The sequence below is a fragment of the Rhodococcus sp. NPDC059968 genome (genome assembly GCF_042738615.1).
In the GTDB taxonomy this organism is placed as follows: domain Bacteria; phylum Actinomycetota; class Actinomycetes; order Mycobacteriales; family Mycobacteriaceae; genus Rhodococcus_F.
This window is the reverse complement of record NZ_JBHWUE010000009.1, coordinates 78222-94999: the sequence shown is the minus strand read 5'-3', so window position 1 is coordinate 94999 and position 16778 is coordinate 78222. Positions and strand designations below refer to the sequence as shown.

The window sequence follows — 16778 nt, the reverse complement described above, 5'->3', positions numbered from 1 at the left end:
GATTAAGCCAGGTTGACGAGCTCGATCTTGGTGGCGCCGACGGCGGTGGAGATCGCGTCCCGCACCTCGCTCGGCACCTCCCGGTCGACGCGGAGGAGGATGGTCGCACCCTCGCCCTCGGCGTCCTGGCTGAGCTGGGCAGCCTGGATGTCGATGCCGGCGTTGCCGAGCTGCGTACCGATCTTGCCCAGCGCGCCGGGCTGATCGGTGTAGTTGACCACCAGGTTGAGACCCTCGGCGCGCAGTTCGAAGTTGCGGCCGTTGATGTTGACGATCTTCTCGACCTGCTGCGGTCCGGTCAGCGTGCCCGAGACGTTGATGACGCTGCCGTCGCCGAACACGGCGCGCAGGTCCACGACGCTGCGGTGGTTGGGGCTTTCGGCGGCCTTGGTGACCTCCGCCGTGACGCCGCGCTCCTCCGCGAGTGCTGGGGCGTTGACGAACGTGACCGCGTCCTCGATGACGGCGGAGAACACACCGCGCAGAGCCGAGAGCGCGAGCACCTCGACGTCCTCGGAGGCGAGCTCGCCGCGCACGTCGACGGAAAGGTTGACGGGCAGTTCACCCGACAGGGCGCCGATGAGCACACCCTGCTTGCGGACGATCTCGAGCCACGGGGCAACCTCCTCGCCCACGGCGCCACCGGACACGTTGACGGCGTCGGGAACGAAATCGCCTGCGAGAGCTAGCAGTACGGACTTCGCGACGTCGGTTCCGGCGCGGTCCTGAGCCTCGGTCGTGGAGGCACCGAGGTGCGGCGTCACGACAACCTCGGGCAGGTCGAACAACGGGCTGTCGGTGCAGGGCTCGGTTTCGAACACATCGAGGCCCGCGGCGCGCACGTGACCCGACTTGATGGCCTCGGCCAGCGCTGCCTCGTCGATCAGGCCGCCACGGGCAGCGTTGACGATGACGACGCCCTTCTTGGTCTTCGCCAGGTTCTCCGTGCCGAGCAGTCCCTTGGTCTCGGGAGTCTTGGGGAGGTGCACGGAGATGAGATCGGCGCGCTCGAGAAGTTCGTCGAGGGTGACGAGCTCGATGCCGAGCTGCGCGGCACGGGCAGCCGACACGTAGGGGTCGTACGCGATGACGTGCGTCTCGAACGCGGCGAGACGCTGCGCGAACAGCTGGCCGATGCGGCCGAGGCCGACGACGCCGACGGTCTTGCCGAAGATCTCGACACCGTTGAACTTGCTGCGCTTCCATTCGCGGTCACGCAGGGTGGCGTCGGCCGCGGGGATCTGGCGGGCGGTGGCGAGCATCAGCGCGACGGCGTGCTCGGCGGCCGTGTGGATGTTGGACGTCGGGGCGTTGACGACCATGACACCACGCTCGGTGGCGGCGGGCACGTCGACATTGTCGAGGCCGACACCGGCACGGGCGACGATCTTGAGCTTGGTACCGGCCGCCAGAACCTCGGCGTCCACGGTGGTGGCGGAACGGACGAGGATCGCGTCGGCCTCGGGCACCGCCGCGAGCAGGGCCGGGCGATCAGGTCCGTCGACCCATCGCACCTCCACACCGTCGCCCAATGCCTCGACGGTGGACGGCGCGAGCTTGTCGGCGATCAGAACTACAGGACGGCCTGGCTGGCTCACGTGCAAACTCCCTGAATAGGTGGGTGTGGGGGTGTTTTAACCACACACAGCTTAGTCCGCCCTCACAGGAAAACCGCATCCCGGTCTGCGATACCACATAGTGGACGCCTGTAACAACGGAATCGGACACGAAACAACACCGGCCCGATGTCACATCGGGGGCCTCTGACGAGACCGATGCGACATCGGGCCGGTGGTTCGGTGGAACTGTAAAACAGTGAAACCTAGGCGGTTTCGGTGATCGGGCGGTCGACCCAGCTCATCAGGTCGCGCAGCTTCTTGCCGGTGACCTCGATGGGGTGCTCGGCGTTCGCCTTGCGCAGGCCCTCGAGCTCGGTGTTGCCGTTCTCGACGTTGGCGACGAGGCGGCGGGTGAACTCACCCGACTGGATGTCGGCCAGGATCGCCTTCATGCGCTCCTTGGTGCCGGCGTCGATGACGCGCGGGCCGGAGAGGTAGCCACCGAACTCCGCGGTGTCGGACACCGAGTAGTTCATGCGGGCGATGCCACCCTCGTACATGAGGTCGACGATGAGCTTGAGCTCGTGCAGCACCTCGAAGTACGCCATCTCGGGCGCGTAGCCGGCCTCGACCATGACCTCGAAACCGGTCTTGACCAGTTCCTCGGTGCCGCCGCAGAGCACGGCCTGCTCGCCGAAGAGGTCCGTCTCGGTCTCTTCCTTGAACGTGGTCTTGATGACGCCGGCGCGGGTGCCGCCGATGCCCTTGGCGTAGGACAGCGCGAGAGCCTGGCCCTCACCCTTGGGGTCCTGGTCGATCGCGATGAGCGCGGGAACACCCTTGCCGTCGACGAACTGACGACGCACCAGGTGACCGGGACCCTTGGGGGCGACCATGCCGACGGTGACGAACTCCGGAGCCTTGATCAGGTCGAAGTGGATGTTGAGGCCGTGTCCGAAGAACAGCGCGTCGCCGTCCTTCAGGTTGGGCTCGATGTCATTGGTGAAGATCGACGCCTGCGCGGTGTCGGGTGCGAGCACCATGATCACGTCGGCCCACTCGGAGACCTCGGCGGGGGTACCGACGGTCAGGCCCTGCTCCTCGGCCTTCGCGCGGGACTTCGAGCCTTCCTTGAGGCCGATACGCACATCGACGCCCGAGTCGCGCAGGCTCAGCGAGTGCGCGTGGCCCTGGCTTCCGTAACCGATCACAGCGACCTTACGGCCCTGGATGATCGACAGATCGGCATCGTCGTCGTAGAACATCTCGACTGCCACAGTTCAACCTCTTTCTTGGATTTGCGTATCTAAAGTACTAGCGAGTGGCCGTGATGGACTTCGGCCCCCGTCCCACGGCCACGACCCCGGACTGCACGATCTCCCGGATACCGTACGGATCGAGCATCCGTAGCAGTGCATCCAGCTTGGATCGCGTTCCAGTCGCCTCGATCGTGACCGACTCCGGGGAGACGTCGATCACCTTGGCGCGGAACAGATTCACGGTCTCGATCACCTGCGTGCGCACGCTGGCGTCGGCTCGCACCTTGATGAGCACCAGCTCGCGGGCGACGGAGGCCTCACCGTCCTGCTCGACGATCTTGATGACGTTGATGAGCTTGTTGAGCTGCTTGGTCACCTGCTCGAGCGGGAACTCGTCGACGGTCACGACGATGGTCATGCGTGAGATCTCGGGAAGCTCGGTACCACCGACGGCGAGCGACTCGATGTTGAACCCACGACGGGAGAACAGCGCGGCCACCCTGGCCAGCACGCCCGGCTTGTCCTCGACGAGAACACTGAGGGTGTGGCTGGTGCTCACTGATCTTCCTCCCCGGCCGCTGCGGCCGTGCCCGAACGCTGCTCGCGCTCCATGGCTTCGTGTATGACGGCCGGCTCGGCAGCCGCTTCGTCGTCGTCGAACAGCGGACGGATGCCCCGTGCCGCCATGATCTCGTCGTTGCTCGTGCCCGCTGCGACCATCGGCCACACCTGGGCGTCGGCACCGACGATGAAGTCGATCACCACAGGCTTGTCGTTGATGGCCTGCGCCTCACGGATCGCCGCCTCGACGTCCTCTTCGCGCTCGACGCGAATGCCGTGGCAGCCCAACGCCTCCGCGAGCTTGACGAAGTCGGGGATGCGAATCGCACCGTGCGTGCCGAGGTTGGTGTTGGAGTAGCGCTGGTCGTAGAACAGCGTCTGCCACTGGCGCACCATGCCGAGGTTTCCGTTGTTGATGAGCGCAACCTTGATCGGGATGCCCTCGAGCGCGCAGGTGGCGAGTTCCTGATTGGTCATCTGGAAGCAGCCGTCACCGTCGATGGCCCACACCTCGGTGTCGGGCATGCCCATCTTGGCGCCCATCGCGGCGGGCACGGCGTATCCCATCGTGCCGAGACCGCCGGAGTTCAGCCAGGTGCGCGGCTTCTCGTAGTTGACGAACTGCGCGGCCCACATCTGGTGCTGTCCGACGCCGGCGCAGTAGATCGCGTCGGGACCGGCGAGCTTGCCGACCGCCTGGATCACGTACTCCGGGGACAGCGCTCCGTCGGACGGACGGTCGTAGCTGAGCGGGTACGTGCGACGGATTCCGTCGAGGTACGCCCACCACTCGGTGAGGTCCAGCGTGGTTCCGGTGGCCAGGTCGGCCTTGATCGCCTCGATCAGTTCGACGATGACCTCTTTGCAGTCACCCACGATCGGGACGTCCGCGTACCGGTTCTTGCCGATCTCCGCCGGGTCGATGTCGGCGTGGATGACCTTGGCATCGGGGGCGAACGAATCGAGCTGACCGGTGACGCGGTCGTCGAAGCGTGCGCCGAGCGTGATCAGCAGGTCGCTGCGCTGCAGTGCCGCCACCGCCGCGACCGTGCCGTGCATGCCGGGCATGCCGCAGTTCAGCGTGTGACTGTCCGGGAACGCGCCGCGCGCCATGAGGGTGGTGACCACGGGAATGCCGGTGAGCTCGGCCAGTTCGAGCAGTTCCGGAGACGATTCCGACTTGATGACGCCACCACCGATGTACAGCACCGGGTGCTTCGCGTCGGCGATCAGGCGGGCCGCCTCGCGGACCTGCTTGCCGTGCGGCTTGGTGACGGGACGGTATCCGGGCAGCCGCATCTCCGGCGGCCACGAGAACGTGGTCTGCGCCTGGAGAACGTCCTTCGGGATGTCGACGAGCACCGCGCCGGGACGCCCGCTGGAGGCGAGGTAGAAGGCCTCCGCGATGATCCGGGGGATGTCGACGCCGTCGGTGATGAGGAAGTTGTGCTTGGTGATCGGCATCGTGATGCCGGAAATGTCGGCTTCCTGGAACGCGTCCGTGCCGATGAGCGCACGACCGACCTGGCCGGTGATGGCCACGACCGGAACGGAGTCCATCTGCGCGTCGGCGAGCGGCGTCACGAGGTTGGTCGCACCGGGACCGGACGTCGCCATGCAGACTCCGACCTTGCCGGTCGCCTGGGCGTACCCGGTGGCGGCGTGGCCTGCACCCTGCTCGTGACGGACGAGCACGTGCCGGACCTTCGTCGAGTCGAAGAGCGGGTCGTAGACAGGCAGAACGGCACCACCCGGAATGCCGAATACCGTGTCGACCTCGAGCTCCTCGAGGGCTCGGACCACGGACTGGGCGCCACTGACCCGCTCGGGGGCGAGTTGGCGGCGGCTACCGGTCTGAGTCGCGGCGGCCGCGGTCGTCGGGCTTGCTGCCCCCGACTTGCGCGGCGTGGGTTGAGGCCGTGCGGTTGGTGCGCTCACTGGGAAATCCTCTGATTCTGGCTCCGGGCAACAAAAAACCCCCGTCAGCTGATGCTGTACGAGGGTGGCGCGTCGTTATCTGGCGAGTTGAAGGAATCGACTCAGGCGACGACGCGCCGGCCGATTACGAGCAACTCATTCTGTTTCACGCGCTCGACGGTAGGCGCGCTAATAGTGAACAGTCAACTTGGTGAGTCGGCCGTCCCAGAATATGAGATACATCGGCTGCGGTGCGAAGATGTAGAGGTGTCAACTCCGCAGCAGCCCGTGCCACCAGAATCATCATCCCACACGACGAACCCACCCAAGCAGGTCATCCGGATTTCTCCCCTGGCCTACCTGGGATGCGCCTTCCTCCTGTTCGCCGTGTCGTTCCCCATCTTCGGCTGGCCCGCCGCCTTCGGCTGGCTCGTGATCGCCCCGATCGTCGCGGTGGCCTGGGTCGCGCGGGTGCGCACCACGGTCACGTCCGAAGGACTCGAGGTGCGCAGGCTGTTCGGCGGCCGGTCGCTGGCATGGTCCGAGATCACGGGATTCCGCTTCCCCAAGCGCGGCTGGGCCCGGGCGACGCTGACCGACGGGGGCGAGGTGACCCTTCCCGTCGTCACGTTCGATCGGCTCCCCGAGATCGCCGACGCCAGCGGCGGCCGCATCACGGACCCCTACGCGGCAGCCGCCGCGGCGGACGAAGCGGCACACCACGCCGGCGCCGAGTCGAACGGCGAACAGCCGGTGAAGAACCGGCCGGACACAGACGGGGAATAGTGCGCGAGTAGCGTTTGTCAGTACTTCCGTACGCTGACTAAGGAATACGCTCATGCCCCCGCTGAGGTCTCGAACCACCACCGCAGGACGAAATGCCGCAGGCGCCCGCGCACTGTGGCGCGCCACCGGAATGACCGACTCCGACTTCGGGAAGCCGATCGTCGCGATCGCGAACTCGTACACGCAGTTCGTTCCCGGGCACGTCCACCTGAAGAACGTCGGCGACATCGTCGCCGACGCCGTCCGCGCCGCCGGTGGTGTACCTCGCGAGTTCCACACGATTGCTGTCGACGACGGCATCGCGATGGGTCACGGCGGGATGCTGTACTCCCTTCCCAGCCGCGAAATCATCGCCGACTCCGTCGAGTACATGGTCAACGCGCACACCGCCGACGCACTGGTGTGCATCTCCAACTGCGACAAGATCACCCCCGGAATGCTCAATGCGGCACTGCGTTTGAACGTCCCGACCGTGTTCGTGTCCGGCGGTCCCATGGAGGCCGGCAAGGCGGTGGTGGTGAACGGTGTCGCCCAGGCACCGACCGACCTCATCACGGCGATCTCGGCGAGCGCCAACGACGAGGTCGACGAGGAAGGACTGTCCGAGGTCGAGCGCAGCGCCTGCCCGACGTGCGGGTCGTGCTCGGGCATGTTCACCGCGAACTCCATGAACTGCCTCACCGAGGCGCTCGGTCTGGCGTTGCCGGGCAACGGTTCCACGCTGGCCACCCACGAGGCCCGTCGCGCGCTGTTCACCCGCGCGGGAACAACCGTCGTCGAAGCCGCGCTGCGGTACTACCGGGACGAGGACGACTCCGTCCTCCCCCGCAACATCGCGACGCCTGCCGCGTTCCGCAACGCGATGGCGCTGGACGTCGCGATGGGCGGTTCCACGAACACGGTGCTGCACACGCTCGCGGCCGCGCAGGAGGGTGAGGTCTACGACTTCGATCTCGACAAGATCGACGAGATCAGCCGCAAGGTGCCGTGCCTGTCGAAGGTCTCGCCCAACTCGGACTACCACATGGAGGACGTGCACCGGGCGGGCGGAATCCCCGCCATCCTCGGCGAACTCCGCCGGGCCGGACTGCTCGAGAGCGACGTCTCGACCGTGCACACGGAGAGCTTCGACGAGTGGCTCGACACGTGGGACATCCGGTCCGGCAAGGCATCCGACGAAGCCGTCGAACTCTTCCACGCCGCGCCCGGCGGTGTCCGCACCACCGAGCCGTTCTCGACGAACAACCGCTGGTCGTCGCTCGACACGGACGCCGCCAACGGCTGCATCCGCGACTTCGAGCACAAGCACACGGTCGAGGGCGGCCTGGCCGTGCTGCGCGGCAACATCGCCCTCGACGGCGCGGTCATCAAGACGGCGGGCATCGACGAAGACCTGTTCCACTTCCAGGGACCCGCGCGCGTCGTGGAGTCGCAGGAAGAGGCGGTGTCGGTGATCCTAGGCAAGAAGATCCAGCCCGGTGAGGTCCTTGTCGTGCGCTACGAGGGTCCCGCAGGCGGCCCGGGCATGCAGGAGATGCTGCACCCCACCGCATTCCTCAAGGGCTCCGGCCTCGGGAAGAAGTGCGCGCTGATCACCGACGGCCGCTTCTCCGGCGGTTCCTCGGGACTGTCCATCGGCCACATCTCCCCCGAGGCCGCCAGTGGCGGCGCCATCGGCCTGGTGGAGGACGGCGACCAGATCCTCATCGACATCGCGACCCGCACGCTGAAGCTCCTCGTCGACGACGCGGTGCTCGCCGAGCGCCGGGCGAAGATGGACTCGTCCGAGCGTCCGTGGCAGCCGGTGAACCGCGAACGCACCGTCACCACAGCCCTGCGCGCGTACGCCGCGCTGGCCACGTCCGCCGACAAGGGCGCGGTCCGTCAGGTCCCCTGACGCACCCGCACCGGGCGCACCGAGCAACACGAAGTCGGGTGCCGCAGCAGGAGCTTCCTGCCGCGGCACCCGGCTTCCGTCGTCGGTGCGCCCACGGATTCCGCCTCGAATGTGACCGCGCTCACGGGTGATCAACTCGCTCAAACGGCAACACCCCAGAACAGGTTCTACTGATCGATTTGATCAGTTGAGACCGCGCTTCTTGCACACGGCGCTCAGTAGTGGTTCCCTCAGTTGGCCGTTGAGACCTACATCACAACCGGCAGCACCACCGGAACATCTCCGGCCCACGAGGCCATCGGGAACACAACCTAGGAGCGACACATGCCAGGAGTCGGCATTTGGCGAACGAAATCCGTTGAGCAATCGATAGCGGACACCGACGAACCCGACACCCGGCTGCGGAGGGAACTCACCGCGAAGGACCTCACCGTCTTCGGTGTCGCCGTCGTGATCGGCGCCGGCATCTTCACGCTCACCGCCCGGACTGCAGGCAACGTCGCCGGGCCGTCCATCTCGCTCGCCTTCGTCCTCGCCGCCATCGCGTGCGGCCTGGCCGCCCTCTGCTACGCCGAGTTCGCCTCCACCGTCCCCGTCGCGGGCAGTGCGTACACGTTCTCCTACGCCACCTTCGGCGAGTTCGTCGCCTGGATCATCGGCTGGGACCTCATCCTCGAATTCGCCCTCGCGGCGGCCGTCGTCTCCAAGGGCTGGTCGCTGTATCTGGGTAACGTCCTCGGGTTCAGCGGATCCACCACCGCCCACCTCGGTCCCATCGACTTCGACTGGGGCTCGCTCATCATCGTCGGCGGCATCACGATCGTGCTCGCCATCGGGACCAAGGTGTCCTCGCGCGTGTCCGCCGTCATCACGGCCATCAAGATCGCCGTCGTCCTCCTCGTCATCGCCGTGGGCGTCTTCTACATCAAGAAGGAGAACTACGCCCCCTACATCCCGCCCGCCGAGGGCAACGAGAGCGCCGCGCACGGTGTGCACCAGACCCTCTTCTCCTTCCTCTCCGGAGCCGACGGCAGCAGCTACGGCTGGTACGGCCTGCTCGCCGCCGCAAGCCTCGTCTTCTTCGCCTTCATCGGATTCGACGTCGTAGCCACCACCGCCGAAGAGACCAAGAACCCGCAGAAGGCGCTCCCCCGCGGCATTCTCGGCTCGCTGGCCATCGTCACCGTGCTCTACGTCGCCGTCACCCTCGTGATCACCGGCATGGTGAAATACACCGACCTCAAGACCGGCAGCCCGCTCGTCGGCGACAGCAGCGCCACCCTCGCCACCGCCTTCGAGGCACACGGCATCACCTGGGCTCAGACCGCCATCAACTTCGGCGGACTCGCCGGCCTCACCACCGTCGTGATGGTGATGATGCTCGGCCAGACCCGCGTCCTGTTCGCCATGTCCCGCGACGGACTCGTCCCGCGCAGTCTCGCCAAGACCGGCAAGAACGGCACCCCGGTCCGCATCACGCTGTTCGTCGGCGCCGTCGTGGCACTCCTCGCCGCCTTCTTCCCGATGGGCACGCTCGAGGAGATGGTGAACATCGGCACCCTCTTCGCGTTCGTGCTCGTCTGCATCGGCGTCATCATCCTCCGCCGCACGCGCCCCGATCTGCCCCGCGGATTCCGCGTTCCGCTGGTCCCGCTGGTCCCCATCCTCGCCGTCCTGGCCTGCGGCTGGCTGATGCTGAACCTCTCGGTCGAGACCTGGATCCGATTCCTCGTGTGGATGGCCATCGGCGTCGTCGTGTACCTCGCCTACGGCCGCCGCAAGTCGGTCCTCGGACAGAAGCTCGCCGCACAGGCCGGCCCGCCCGAGGAGGAGACCATCCCGGAACTCGTCCAGCGCTGATTTCGAACGAAAACGACTGCGCCGCACTCCCGATCCGGGGGTGCGGCGCAGTCGCGGATATACGAGACGTTCAGATGAGGGGGTTGGCGCCGTTCAGGAAGATCCACACGCAGACACCGGCGGCAACGCCAAGGATCAGTGCCGCGAAGGACCCGATGAACGGGCGTGTCGCCCAGCCCCGTCGGCCGTCGAGCGAGATACGTCCCGGCCCGGTGAGAATGATCACGCCGGCGCACACACCCAGCAGCGTCTCGTATTCGGTGCCTGCAGGCGCGAAGTACTCGAGCCCCGGTTCCGCGATCTGCCGGAACGCCCACGCATTGATCATCACGGCCAGCACCGAGGCTGCAGCGAGCGGGGTGACGAGACCGAGGATCAGCAGCGCACCACCCGCGACCTCACCGATGGCGCCCAGGATCGCAAGCAGTTTCGCCTGCTGGAACCCCGAGTTCACCAGCACCTCCTCGAACCCGTCGAGTCCCGGACCGTTCCACATCCCCGTCAGCTTCTGCAGACCGTGCACGAGTGCCGTACCGCCGACCGCGAGTCGGAGGGCCAGGAGGCCGAGGTCCAGGGTGCCGCGGCCGATCTTCACATCGCCTTCGCCGATCCGGTCGATCGACGGATCACCCGCCGTGGCACCGAGGGACGCGCCGGAACCCGCGCTGATCACCTGTGTCGGCTGGTCCGGCATGCCGGACGCCCCCGCCTGCCGGTACGCGGGGATCTGCTCGGTGGGAAGGCCCGCGCCGCGCGCATCGCCGTAGTCGAGTTCGTCGTCGGTGTGCGGGAGACCCTGCCCCGCGGAACCGGACGTCGGCGTGGCCGACTGGAAGCGCTCGGTGGGAAGGTCGTAAGGGCTCGAGACCTTGCCGTAGCCGGGGGAGGCGCCCTGGTCCACAGCACCCTGGTCCGACGACTCGCTGGGGTCTTTCCGCATGTCAGTCACACCGTCAAGCCTAGGTCGACCGGCCGGACATCGCTGGTAGGCGGAACCGGCGTGGCGGCGACCTCGCACTCTTCCGTAACGTCTCCATCATGATGGTGGGTGGGCGGCGCCGTACGGCGTCCCGCAAGATGGCGATGTCCGCATTGTGCGTCACGGCGGTCCTCGCCGCCGGGTGCGCGAAATTCGACGACTCCGCGTCCTCACCCTTCACACCCGAGCCGACGGGTGCATCGGGCGCCGAGGTGGAACCGGAGAACCCGCCGCCGTCCACGACCACCACCCCACCGCCGAGCGGGCCGCTGGGACCGTGCCAGGATCCGGACCCCAGCGTCATCGCCACCTGCCTCGACACCACCGGCGGACTCGTCGTCCTCCCCGACGGGGCCACCGCCCTGGTCGCGGAGCGGCGGACCGGACGCATCCTGCAGGTCGCCCAGGGGCAGACCCCCACGGAGATCGCGCACGTCGACGTCGACGGCACCACCGACGGCGGACTACTCGACATCGCGCTGTCGCCGAGTTTCGTCGAGGACAACCTCATCTACGCCTACGTCACGACCCCGACCGACAACCGGGTGGTGCGGATCGCACCGGGAGACTCCGCGAAGGAGGTTCTCGGCGGGATTCCACGCGGCGACGCGGGCAATGCGGGGTCGCTCGAATTCTCCGGCGACGAACTGATGGTCCTGACCGGCAATGCGGGCAATGTCGCCGCGGCTGCCGATCCGGCGTCCCTCGCCGGGAAACTGCTGAAGGTCACCGCCCTGTCGCCCGCACCGGCACCGGCGCAGCCCCGCCCTCAGGTGGTGTTGTCGGGCATCGGGACCGCGGGAGGGGTGTGCGTCGACCCGGGTGTGGCCGTGTGGGTCACCGACCGCACCCCGTTGGAGGATCGGCTGTTGCGGGTCAGCGCCGACGGGGCGGTGTCGTCTCCGGTGTGGACGTGGCCGGAGCGGCCCGGCGTCGGCGGCTGCGTCGCCGCCGGTGACGTCGTGGCGGTGTCACTGAGCACCGCTAAGGCCATGTCCGCACTCGCTGCCGACCCCGGCACGGGAGCCGTGACCACAGCCCCCGGTGTCATCGTCCAGGACCGGTACGGCCAACTCGGCGGCGCCGCACTCGGACCCGACGGTCTCATCTGGGTGAGCACCGTCAACAAGACCGGCGGTCAGCCCGGACCCAACGACGACCGCGTGATCAAGATGCCCCTGCCCTCCGGTGGCGGCGGATTCGACTGACGGCCCGCCCCCGTCGAAACGAACGGGACGCTCGTTCGGTTGATCCGAACGAGCGTCCCGTTGGTGCAGAAGGGGGCTCAGCCGCAGGCCTCGATGACCAGTTCCTTGACGCGGGCCGGGTCGGCCTGACCACGGGTGGCCTTCATCACGTCGCCGACGATCTTGCCCGCGGCCGCGACCTTGCCGCCGCGAATCTTCTCGGCGATGTCGGGGTTCGCGGCCAGAGCCTCGTCGACGGCCGCCTTCAGCTTCGTGTCGTCGCGTTCGACGACCAGCTCGGGGTGGTTCGCGACGACCTGCTCGGGGTCGCCCTCACCCTCGAGGACGTGGTCGACCACCTGGCGGGCCACCTTGTTGTTGAGCTTCCCGCTGTCGATCAGCGCGACCACCTGCGCGACCTGAGCCGGCGTGATCGGCAGCTCGGCGAGTTCCACCCCGCGGGTGTTCGCCTGCTGCGCCAGGTACGACACCCACCAGGACCGTGCGGCCTCCGGGGAGGCGCCGGCCTCGACTGTGGCGATGACGAGGTCGAGGGCGCCCGCGTTGACGAGGTCACGCATGACCTCGTCCGAGACACCCCAGTCGGCCTGGATCCGGCCGCGGCGGACCCACGGCAGCTCCGGCAGGGTGCCACGCAGTTCCTCGACCCATTCCGCGCTGGGCGCGACCGGCTCGAGATCGGGCTCCGGGAAGTAGCGGTAGTCCTCGGCGGTCTCCTTGCGGCGGCCCGGCGACGTCGTCCCGTCGGCCTCCTGGAAGTGCCGGGTCTCCTGGATCACCTCACCGCCGGCCTCCAGCACCGCGGCCTGGCGGCGCATCTCGTACCGGACCGCCACCTCGACGCTTTTGAGGGAGTTGACGTTCTTCGTCTCGGTGCGGGTACCGAGTTCGGTCGCCCCGATCGGCATGAGGGACGCGTTGGCGTCGCAGCGCATCGAACCCTGGTCCATACGGACGTCGGACACGTTCAGCGACTTCAGCAGGTCGCGCAGGGCGGTGACGTACGCGCGGGCCACCTCGGGGGCGCGGGCACCGGCGCCGCTGATGGTCTTGGTGACGATCTCGACGAGCGGGACGCCGGCGCGGTTGTAGTCGAGCAGCGAGTGGCTGGCACCGTGGATGCGCCCGGTCGCGCCGCCGACGTGCAGCGACTTTCCGGTGTCCTCTTCCATGTGCGCGCGCTCGATCTCCACGCGCCACGTGGTGCCGTCGTCGAGGATGACGTCGAGGTAGCCGTCGGTGGCAATCGGCTCGTCGTACTGGGAGATCTGGTAGTTCTTCGGCTGATCCGGGTAGAAGTAGTTCTTCCGTGCGAACCGGCCCCACGGCGTGATGGAACAGTTCAGTGCGAGTCCGATCCGGATCGCGGACTCGACCGCCGCCTCGTTCACGACGGGCAACGAGCCGGGCAGACCGAGGCACACCGGGCAGACCTGCGTGTTCGGCTCGGCGCCGAACTCGGTGGGGCACGGGCAGAACATCTTCGTGTTGGTGCCGAGCTCTACGTGCACCTCCATGCCGAGAACAGGCTCGTACTTGGCGAGCACTTCGTCGTAGTCGAGGAGGTCCGGAGTGTCGACAGCAGTCATGCCACAGAGTTTATGCGTCCGGCGGTTCGCCGGAAAACGCGGTCAGCCGAAAAATGCGGCCGCCTCGTCGTACCGCTCCCTCGGCACCGTCTTGAGGCGCCGGGTCGCCTCCTGCAGGGGCACGAGGTCGATCGACGTGCCGTGCAGGGCCACCATGTTGCCGAAGTCGCCGCGGTGGACGGCGTCGGTGGCGTGCACCCCGAAGCGGGTGGCGAGCACCCGGTCGTACGGCGTCGGGGTTCCGCCCCGCTGCACGTGCCCGAGTACCGTCGTCCGCACTTCCTTGCCGATGCGGCGGACGATCTCGTCGCCGAGCTGCTGCGCGACGCCGGTGAATCGTTTGTGACCGAACTCGTCGATGCCGCCCTCGCGCAGACTCATCGACTCCGGGGTCGGAGTGGCGCCCTCGGCGACGACGCAGATGAAATGCGAATCGCCGCGCTGGAATCGCTTCTTGACGAGGGAGCAGACTTCGCCGACGTCGAACGGAACCTCGGGAACGAGAGTGAGATGCGCACCGGTCGCGAGCCCGGAGTGCAACGCGATCCAGCCCGCGTGCCGGCCCATCACCTCGACGAGCATCACCCGCTGGTGGGATTCGGCGGTGGTGTGCAGTCGGTCGATCGCATCGGTCGCGATGGACAGAGCGGTGTCGAAACCGAACGTCACGTCGGTGCAGTCGATGTCGTTGTCGATCGTCTTCGGAACCCCGATCACGGGCACCCCACTCTCGGCGAGCCAGCTCGCGGCGGTGAGTGTGCCCTCCCCGCCGATCGGGATGAGCGCGTCGATCCCGTTGTCGTCGAGAGTCTGCCGGATCTGATCGAGGCCGGCCTTCAACTTGTCGGGGTTGACCCGCGCGGTGCCGAGGATGGTGCCGCCCCGGGTGAGGATTCGATCGATCCGGTCGTCGTTGGACAGCACCACCTTGCGATCCTCGAGCAGGCCGCGCCAGCCGTCACGGAATCCCACCACCGAGCTGCCGTATCGGCCGGCGGCGGTCCGAACCACCGCCCTGATCACCGCATTCAGTCCGGGGCAGTCTCCGCCTCCGGTGAGCATTCCGATCCGCATCCAAGCACCCCTCGTCGTCTCGTGTGGTGATGGTGGTTCTCATTACACATCTTGCCGCTCGAACCGTGTTCGAGCACCTCGGACCGGCCGGTTCGCTCAGCCGGGTGTGACGAGACCGCTCTCGTACGCCAGGACCACTGCCTGTGCGCGGTCGCGCAGATCCAGTTTGGACAGCACCTTGCCGACGTGCGTCTTGACGGTCTGCTCGGCGACGAACAGGCGCTCCGCGATCTCGGTGTTGGACATGCCGCGGGCGATGAGTTCGAGCACCTCGCGTTCGCGGGGCGTCAGCGCCGACAGCGCGGCCGGTTTGCGGCGCGCCGTGCTGCGGCGGCTGGTCACGTCGGCGATGAGACGCCGGGTGACGGTCGGCGCGAGAAGCGCCTCGCCGTCCGCGACCACCCGCACGGCACGGATGAGTTCCTCCGCGGGCGCGTCCTTGAGCATGAAGCCGCTGGCCCCGATGCTCAGCGCCTCGTACACGTAGTCGTCGACGTCGAACGTGGTGAGCATGAGCACGCGCACCGGCGGATCGAAACCGGCCGACAGGATGACGCGGGCCGCGTCGAGTCCGTTCATCTCCGGCATGCGGACGTCCATCAGGACCACGTCGGGTCGCAGCCGGCGGACCTCGCTCACCGCCACGGCCCCGTCCGGAGCGTCACCGATGACACTGATGTCGGGCTGTGAGGCGAGCAGGGCTCCGAAGCCCTGCCGGACCATAGCCTGGTCGTCGGCGATGAATACGGTGATGGCCACCCAGCCAGCCTAGGCGGAGGCGACCGGGAACTCGGCGTGGACCTCGAATCCGCCGTTGTCGTGCAGGTGGGTGGTGAGTACGCCCCCGACTGCCTGCGCACGCTCGCGCATACCGATGATGCCGTTGCCGCCGGTCGACTCGTGTCTGGTCAGCGCCGAGACGAGGCTCCGCCTCGGCTGGCCGTTCACGATCGACACGGACGCGATCGGCGACTCGTACGCGATCTTCACCTCGACCGCGGCGCCCGCCGCGTGGCGGGCCGTGTTGGCGAGGGATTCCTGCAGGATGCGGTACATCACGAGCCCGACCGACTCCGACACGAGCGTCGGGTCGCCGTCGACGTGCCAGGAGACGGGAATGCCGGCTCTGCGGCTGCCCTCGAGCAGCTCGCTGATCTGCTGAACCCCGGGCTGCGGCGCGTGCTCGGCCAGCTGGCCGTCGCTGCGCAGCACTCCGAGCAGTCCGCGCACCTCGTTCAACGCGGCGCGGCCGGCGGCTCCGATCGATTCGAACTCGGCCCGCGTCTCGTCCGACATGTCGGCGATGCGGTACGGCGCGCTCTGCGCCTGCACCACGACCATCGACATGTGGTGCGCGACGACGTCGTGCAGGTCCCGGGCGATGCGCGCCTTCTCCTCGAGGATCGTCCGGCGAGTGCGCTCGAGCTCGCTCAGCTCCTCCTGCTGTGCGAGCTGCCGGCGGGAGAGCACCAGCCAGCGGATCAGCAGGCCGAAGACGACGATCGCGGTCAGGCCCACCGCCCACCCGCGGCCGTTGGTGCCCGGGGTGTCGGCGAGGAACAGCAGGACGGTGGAGATCCATGCCACACCCACGACCGGAATTGCGGCGCGCATGCTGACGGCGGCCAGCAGGGCGAGCATCACCAGGATGTGGACCACCTGCCAGGGGTAGTCGTAGCCGTCCTGCAGTGCGAAGACGCGCGGAATCACCAGCGCCGAGACCGCGGAGACGGCCCAGGCCAGCGCCGGATTCGATCGGATGAGCAGGAACGGGAACGTCGCGAGCGCTGCCACGAACGGTTGAATGGGAGGACTGACCTGGTGGGTCAGCTGCAGGGTCGGCCACGCCACGGCGAACAGAATCGCCGTGACCACGACGATTGCCACGTTCAGCCACTGACCTTCCGCGGCTCTCCGGATGCGCGTCTTCGTCTTCACATCGTCGACATTAGAAACCCTGGTCACGGAGTGTCCTCATACCCCGGGTCCAGGTCGGCGTAGCCCCGCAGTATGAGATCGGTGCCCCCTCGCACCACGAAGCCAGAGATCGAACCGGACTCCGGGGTGATGTGGCTGCGCAACACGAATT

At 67.6% G+C, this 16778-nt stretch carries 13 protein-coding genes; 4 read left to right on the top strand and 9 right to left on the bottom strand.

Translation table 11 applies throughout. From position 1 onward, the window contains the following. Positions 1 to 2: 2 nt before the first annotated feature. The 4 genes from serA to ACFWAY_RS11435 form a co-directional block, all read right to left on the bottom strand. The gene (gene serA / locus ACFWAY_RS11450) at positions 3 to 1598 is read right to left on the bottom strand and encodes a phosphoglycerate dehydrogenase (protein ID WP_378510702.1); all 1596 of its coding nucleotides are present in this window, start codon (positions 1596 to 1598) and stop codon (positions 3 to 5) included. Between the two features lie 224 nt (positions 1599 to 1822). Continuing rightward, complete coding sequence (ilvC, locus tag ACFWAY_RS11445; protein ID WP_061700158.1) at positions 1823 to 2824, bottom strand: ketol-acid reductoisomerase; 1002 nt, start codon at positions 2822 to 2824, stop codon at positions 1823 to 1825. Between the two features lie 49 nt (positions 2825 to 2873). Beyond that, entirely contained in the window at positions 2874 to 3377 is a 504-nt protein-coding gene (gene ilvN / locus ACFWAY_RS11440) for an acetolactate synthase small subunit (protein WP_005240383.1), read from the bottom strand. Continuing rightward, positions 3374 to 5317, bottom strand: a complete 1944-nt coding sequence (locus tag ACFWAY_RS11435; protein ID WP_378450190.1) for an acetolactate synthase large subunit — start codon at positions 5315 to 5317, stop codon at positions 3374 to 3376. Before ACFWAY_RS11435 ends, ilvN begins: the two co-directional genes overlap by 4 nt. Before the next feature lie 267 nt (positions 5318 to 5584). On the opposite strand from ACFWAY_RS11435, the gene ACFWAY_RS11430 reads away from it, so the two are divergent. The 3 genes from ACFWAY_RS11430 (at position 5585) to ACFWAY_RS11420 (ending at position 9839) form a co-directional block, all read left to right on the top strand. After that, complete coding sequence (locus ACFWAY_RS11430) at positions 5585 to 6082, top strand: PH domain-containing protein (protein ID WP_378450397.1); 498 nt, start codon at positions 5585 to 5587, stop codon at positions 6080 to 6082. Positions 6083 to 6134: 52 nt separating this feature from the next. After that, positions 6135 to 7979 (top strand): dihydroxy-acid dehydratase, encoded by a 1845-nt coding sequence (gene ilvD, locus ACFWAY_RS11425; protein ID WP_378450189.1) that lies wholly within the window; start codon positions 6135 to 6137, stop codon positions 7977 to 7979. Between the two features lie 324 nt (positions 7980 to 8303). Further along, on the top strand, positions 8304 to 9839 hold the full coding sequence (locus tag ACFWAY_RS11420) for an amino acid permease (RefSeq protein ID WP_378450188.1): 1536 nt from the start codon (positions 8304 to 8306) through the stop codon (positions 9837 to 9839). 70 nt (positions 9840 to 9909) lie between these two features. Here ACFWAY_RS11420 and ACFWAY_RS11415 read toward each other — a convergent pair whose 3' ends face one another. After that, positions 9910 to 10779, bottom strand: a complete 870-nt coding sequence (locus ACFWAY_RS11415; protein WP_378450396.1) for a DoxX family protein — start codon at positions 10777 to 10779, stop codon at positions 9910 to 9912. A gap of 98 nt (positions 10780 to 10877) precedes the next feature. On the opposite strand from ACFWAY_RS11415, the gene ACFWAY_RS11410 reads away from it, so the two are divergent. Beyond that, the gene (locus ACFWAY_RS11410) at positions 10878 to 12026 is read left to right on the top strand and encodes a PQQ-dependent sugar dehydrogenase (protein ID WP_378510701.1); all 1149 of its coding nucleotides are present in this window, start codon (positions 10878 to 10880) and stop codon (positions 12024 to 12026) included. 77 nt (positions 12027 to 12103) lie between these two features. Here ACFWAY_RS11410 and gatB read toward each other — a convergent pair whose 3' ends face one another. The 4 genes from gatB to ACFWAY_RS11390 form a co-directional block, all read right to left on the bottom strand. Further along, on the bottom strand, positions 12104 to 13615 hold the full coding sequence (gatB, locus tag ACFWAY_RS11405; RefSeq protein WP_378450186.1) for an Asp-tRNA(Asn)/Glu-tRNA(Gln) amidotransferase subunit GatB: 1512 nt from the start codon (positions 13613 to 13615) through the stop codon (positions 12104 to 12106). 42 nt (positions 13616 to 13657) lie between these two features. Continuing rightward, a complete protein-coding gene (locus tag ACFWAY_RS11400) occupies positions 13658 to 14689 on the bottom strand; it encodes an ATP-dependent 6-phosphofructokinase (RefSeq protein WP_072937743.1) in 1032 nt (343 codons plus the stop codon). A 96-nt stretch (positions 14690 to 14785) separates the two neighbouring features. Next, on the bottom strand, positions 14786 to 15448 hold the full coding sequence (locus ACFWAY_RS11395) for a response regulator transcription factor (protein ID WP_005240363.1): 663 nt from the start codon (positions 15446 to 15448) through the stop codon (positions 14786 to 14788). A gap of 9 nt (positions 15449 to 15457) precedes the next feature. Further along, positions 15458 to 16654 carry a sensor histidine kinase gene (locus ACFWAY_RS11390; RefSeq protein ID WP_378450185.1) on the bottom strand — a complete coding sequence of 399 codons (1197 nt, stop codon included), beginning with the start codon at positions 16652 to 16654 and terminating at the stop codon, positions 15458 to 15460. Positions 16655 to 16778: the final 124 nt, after the last annotated feature.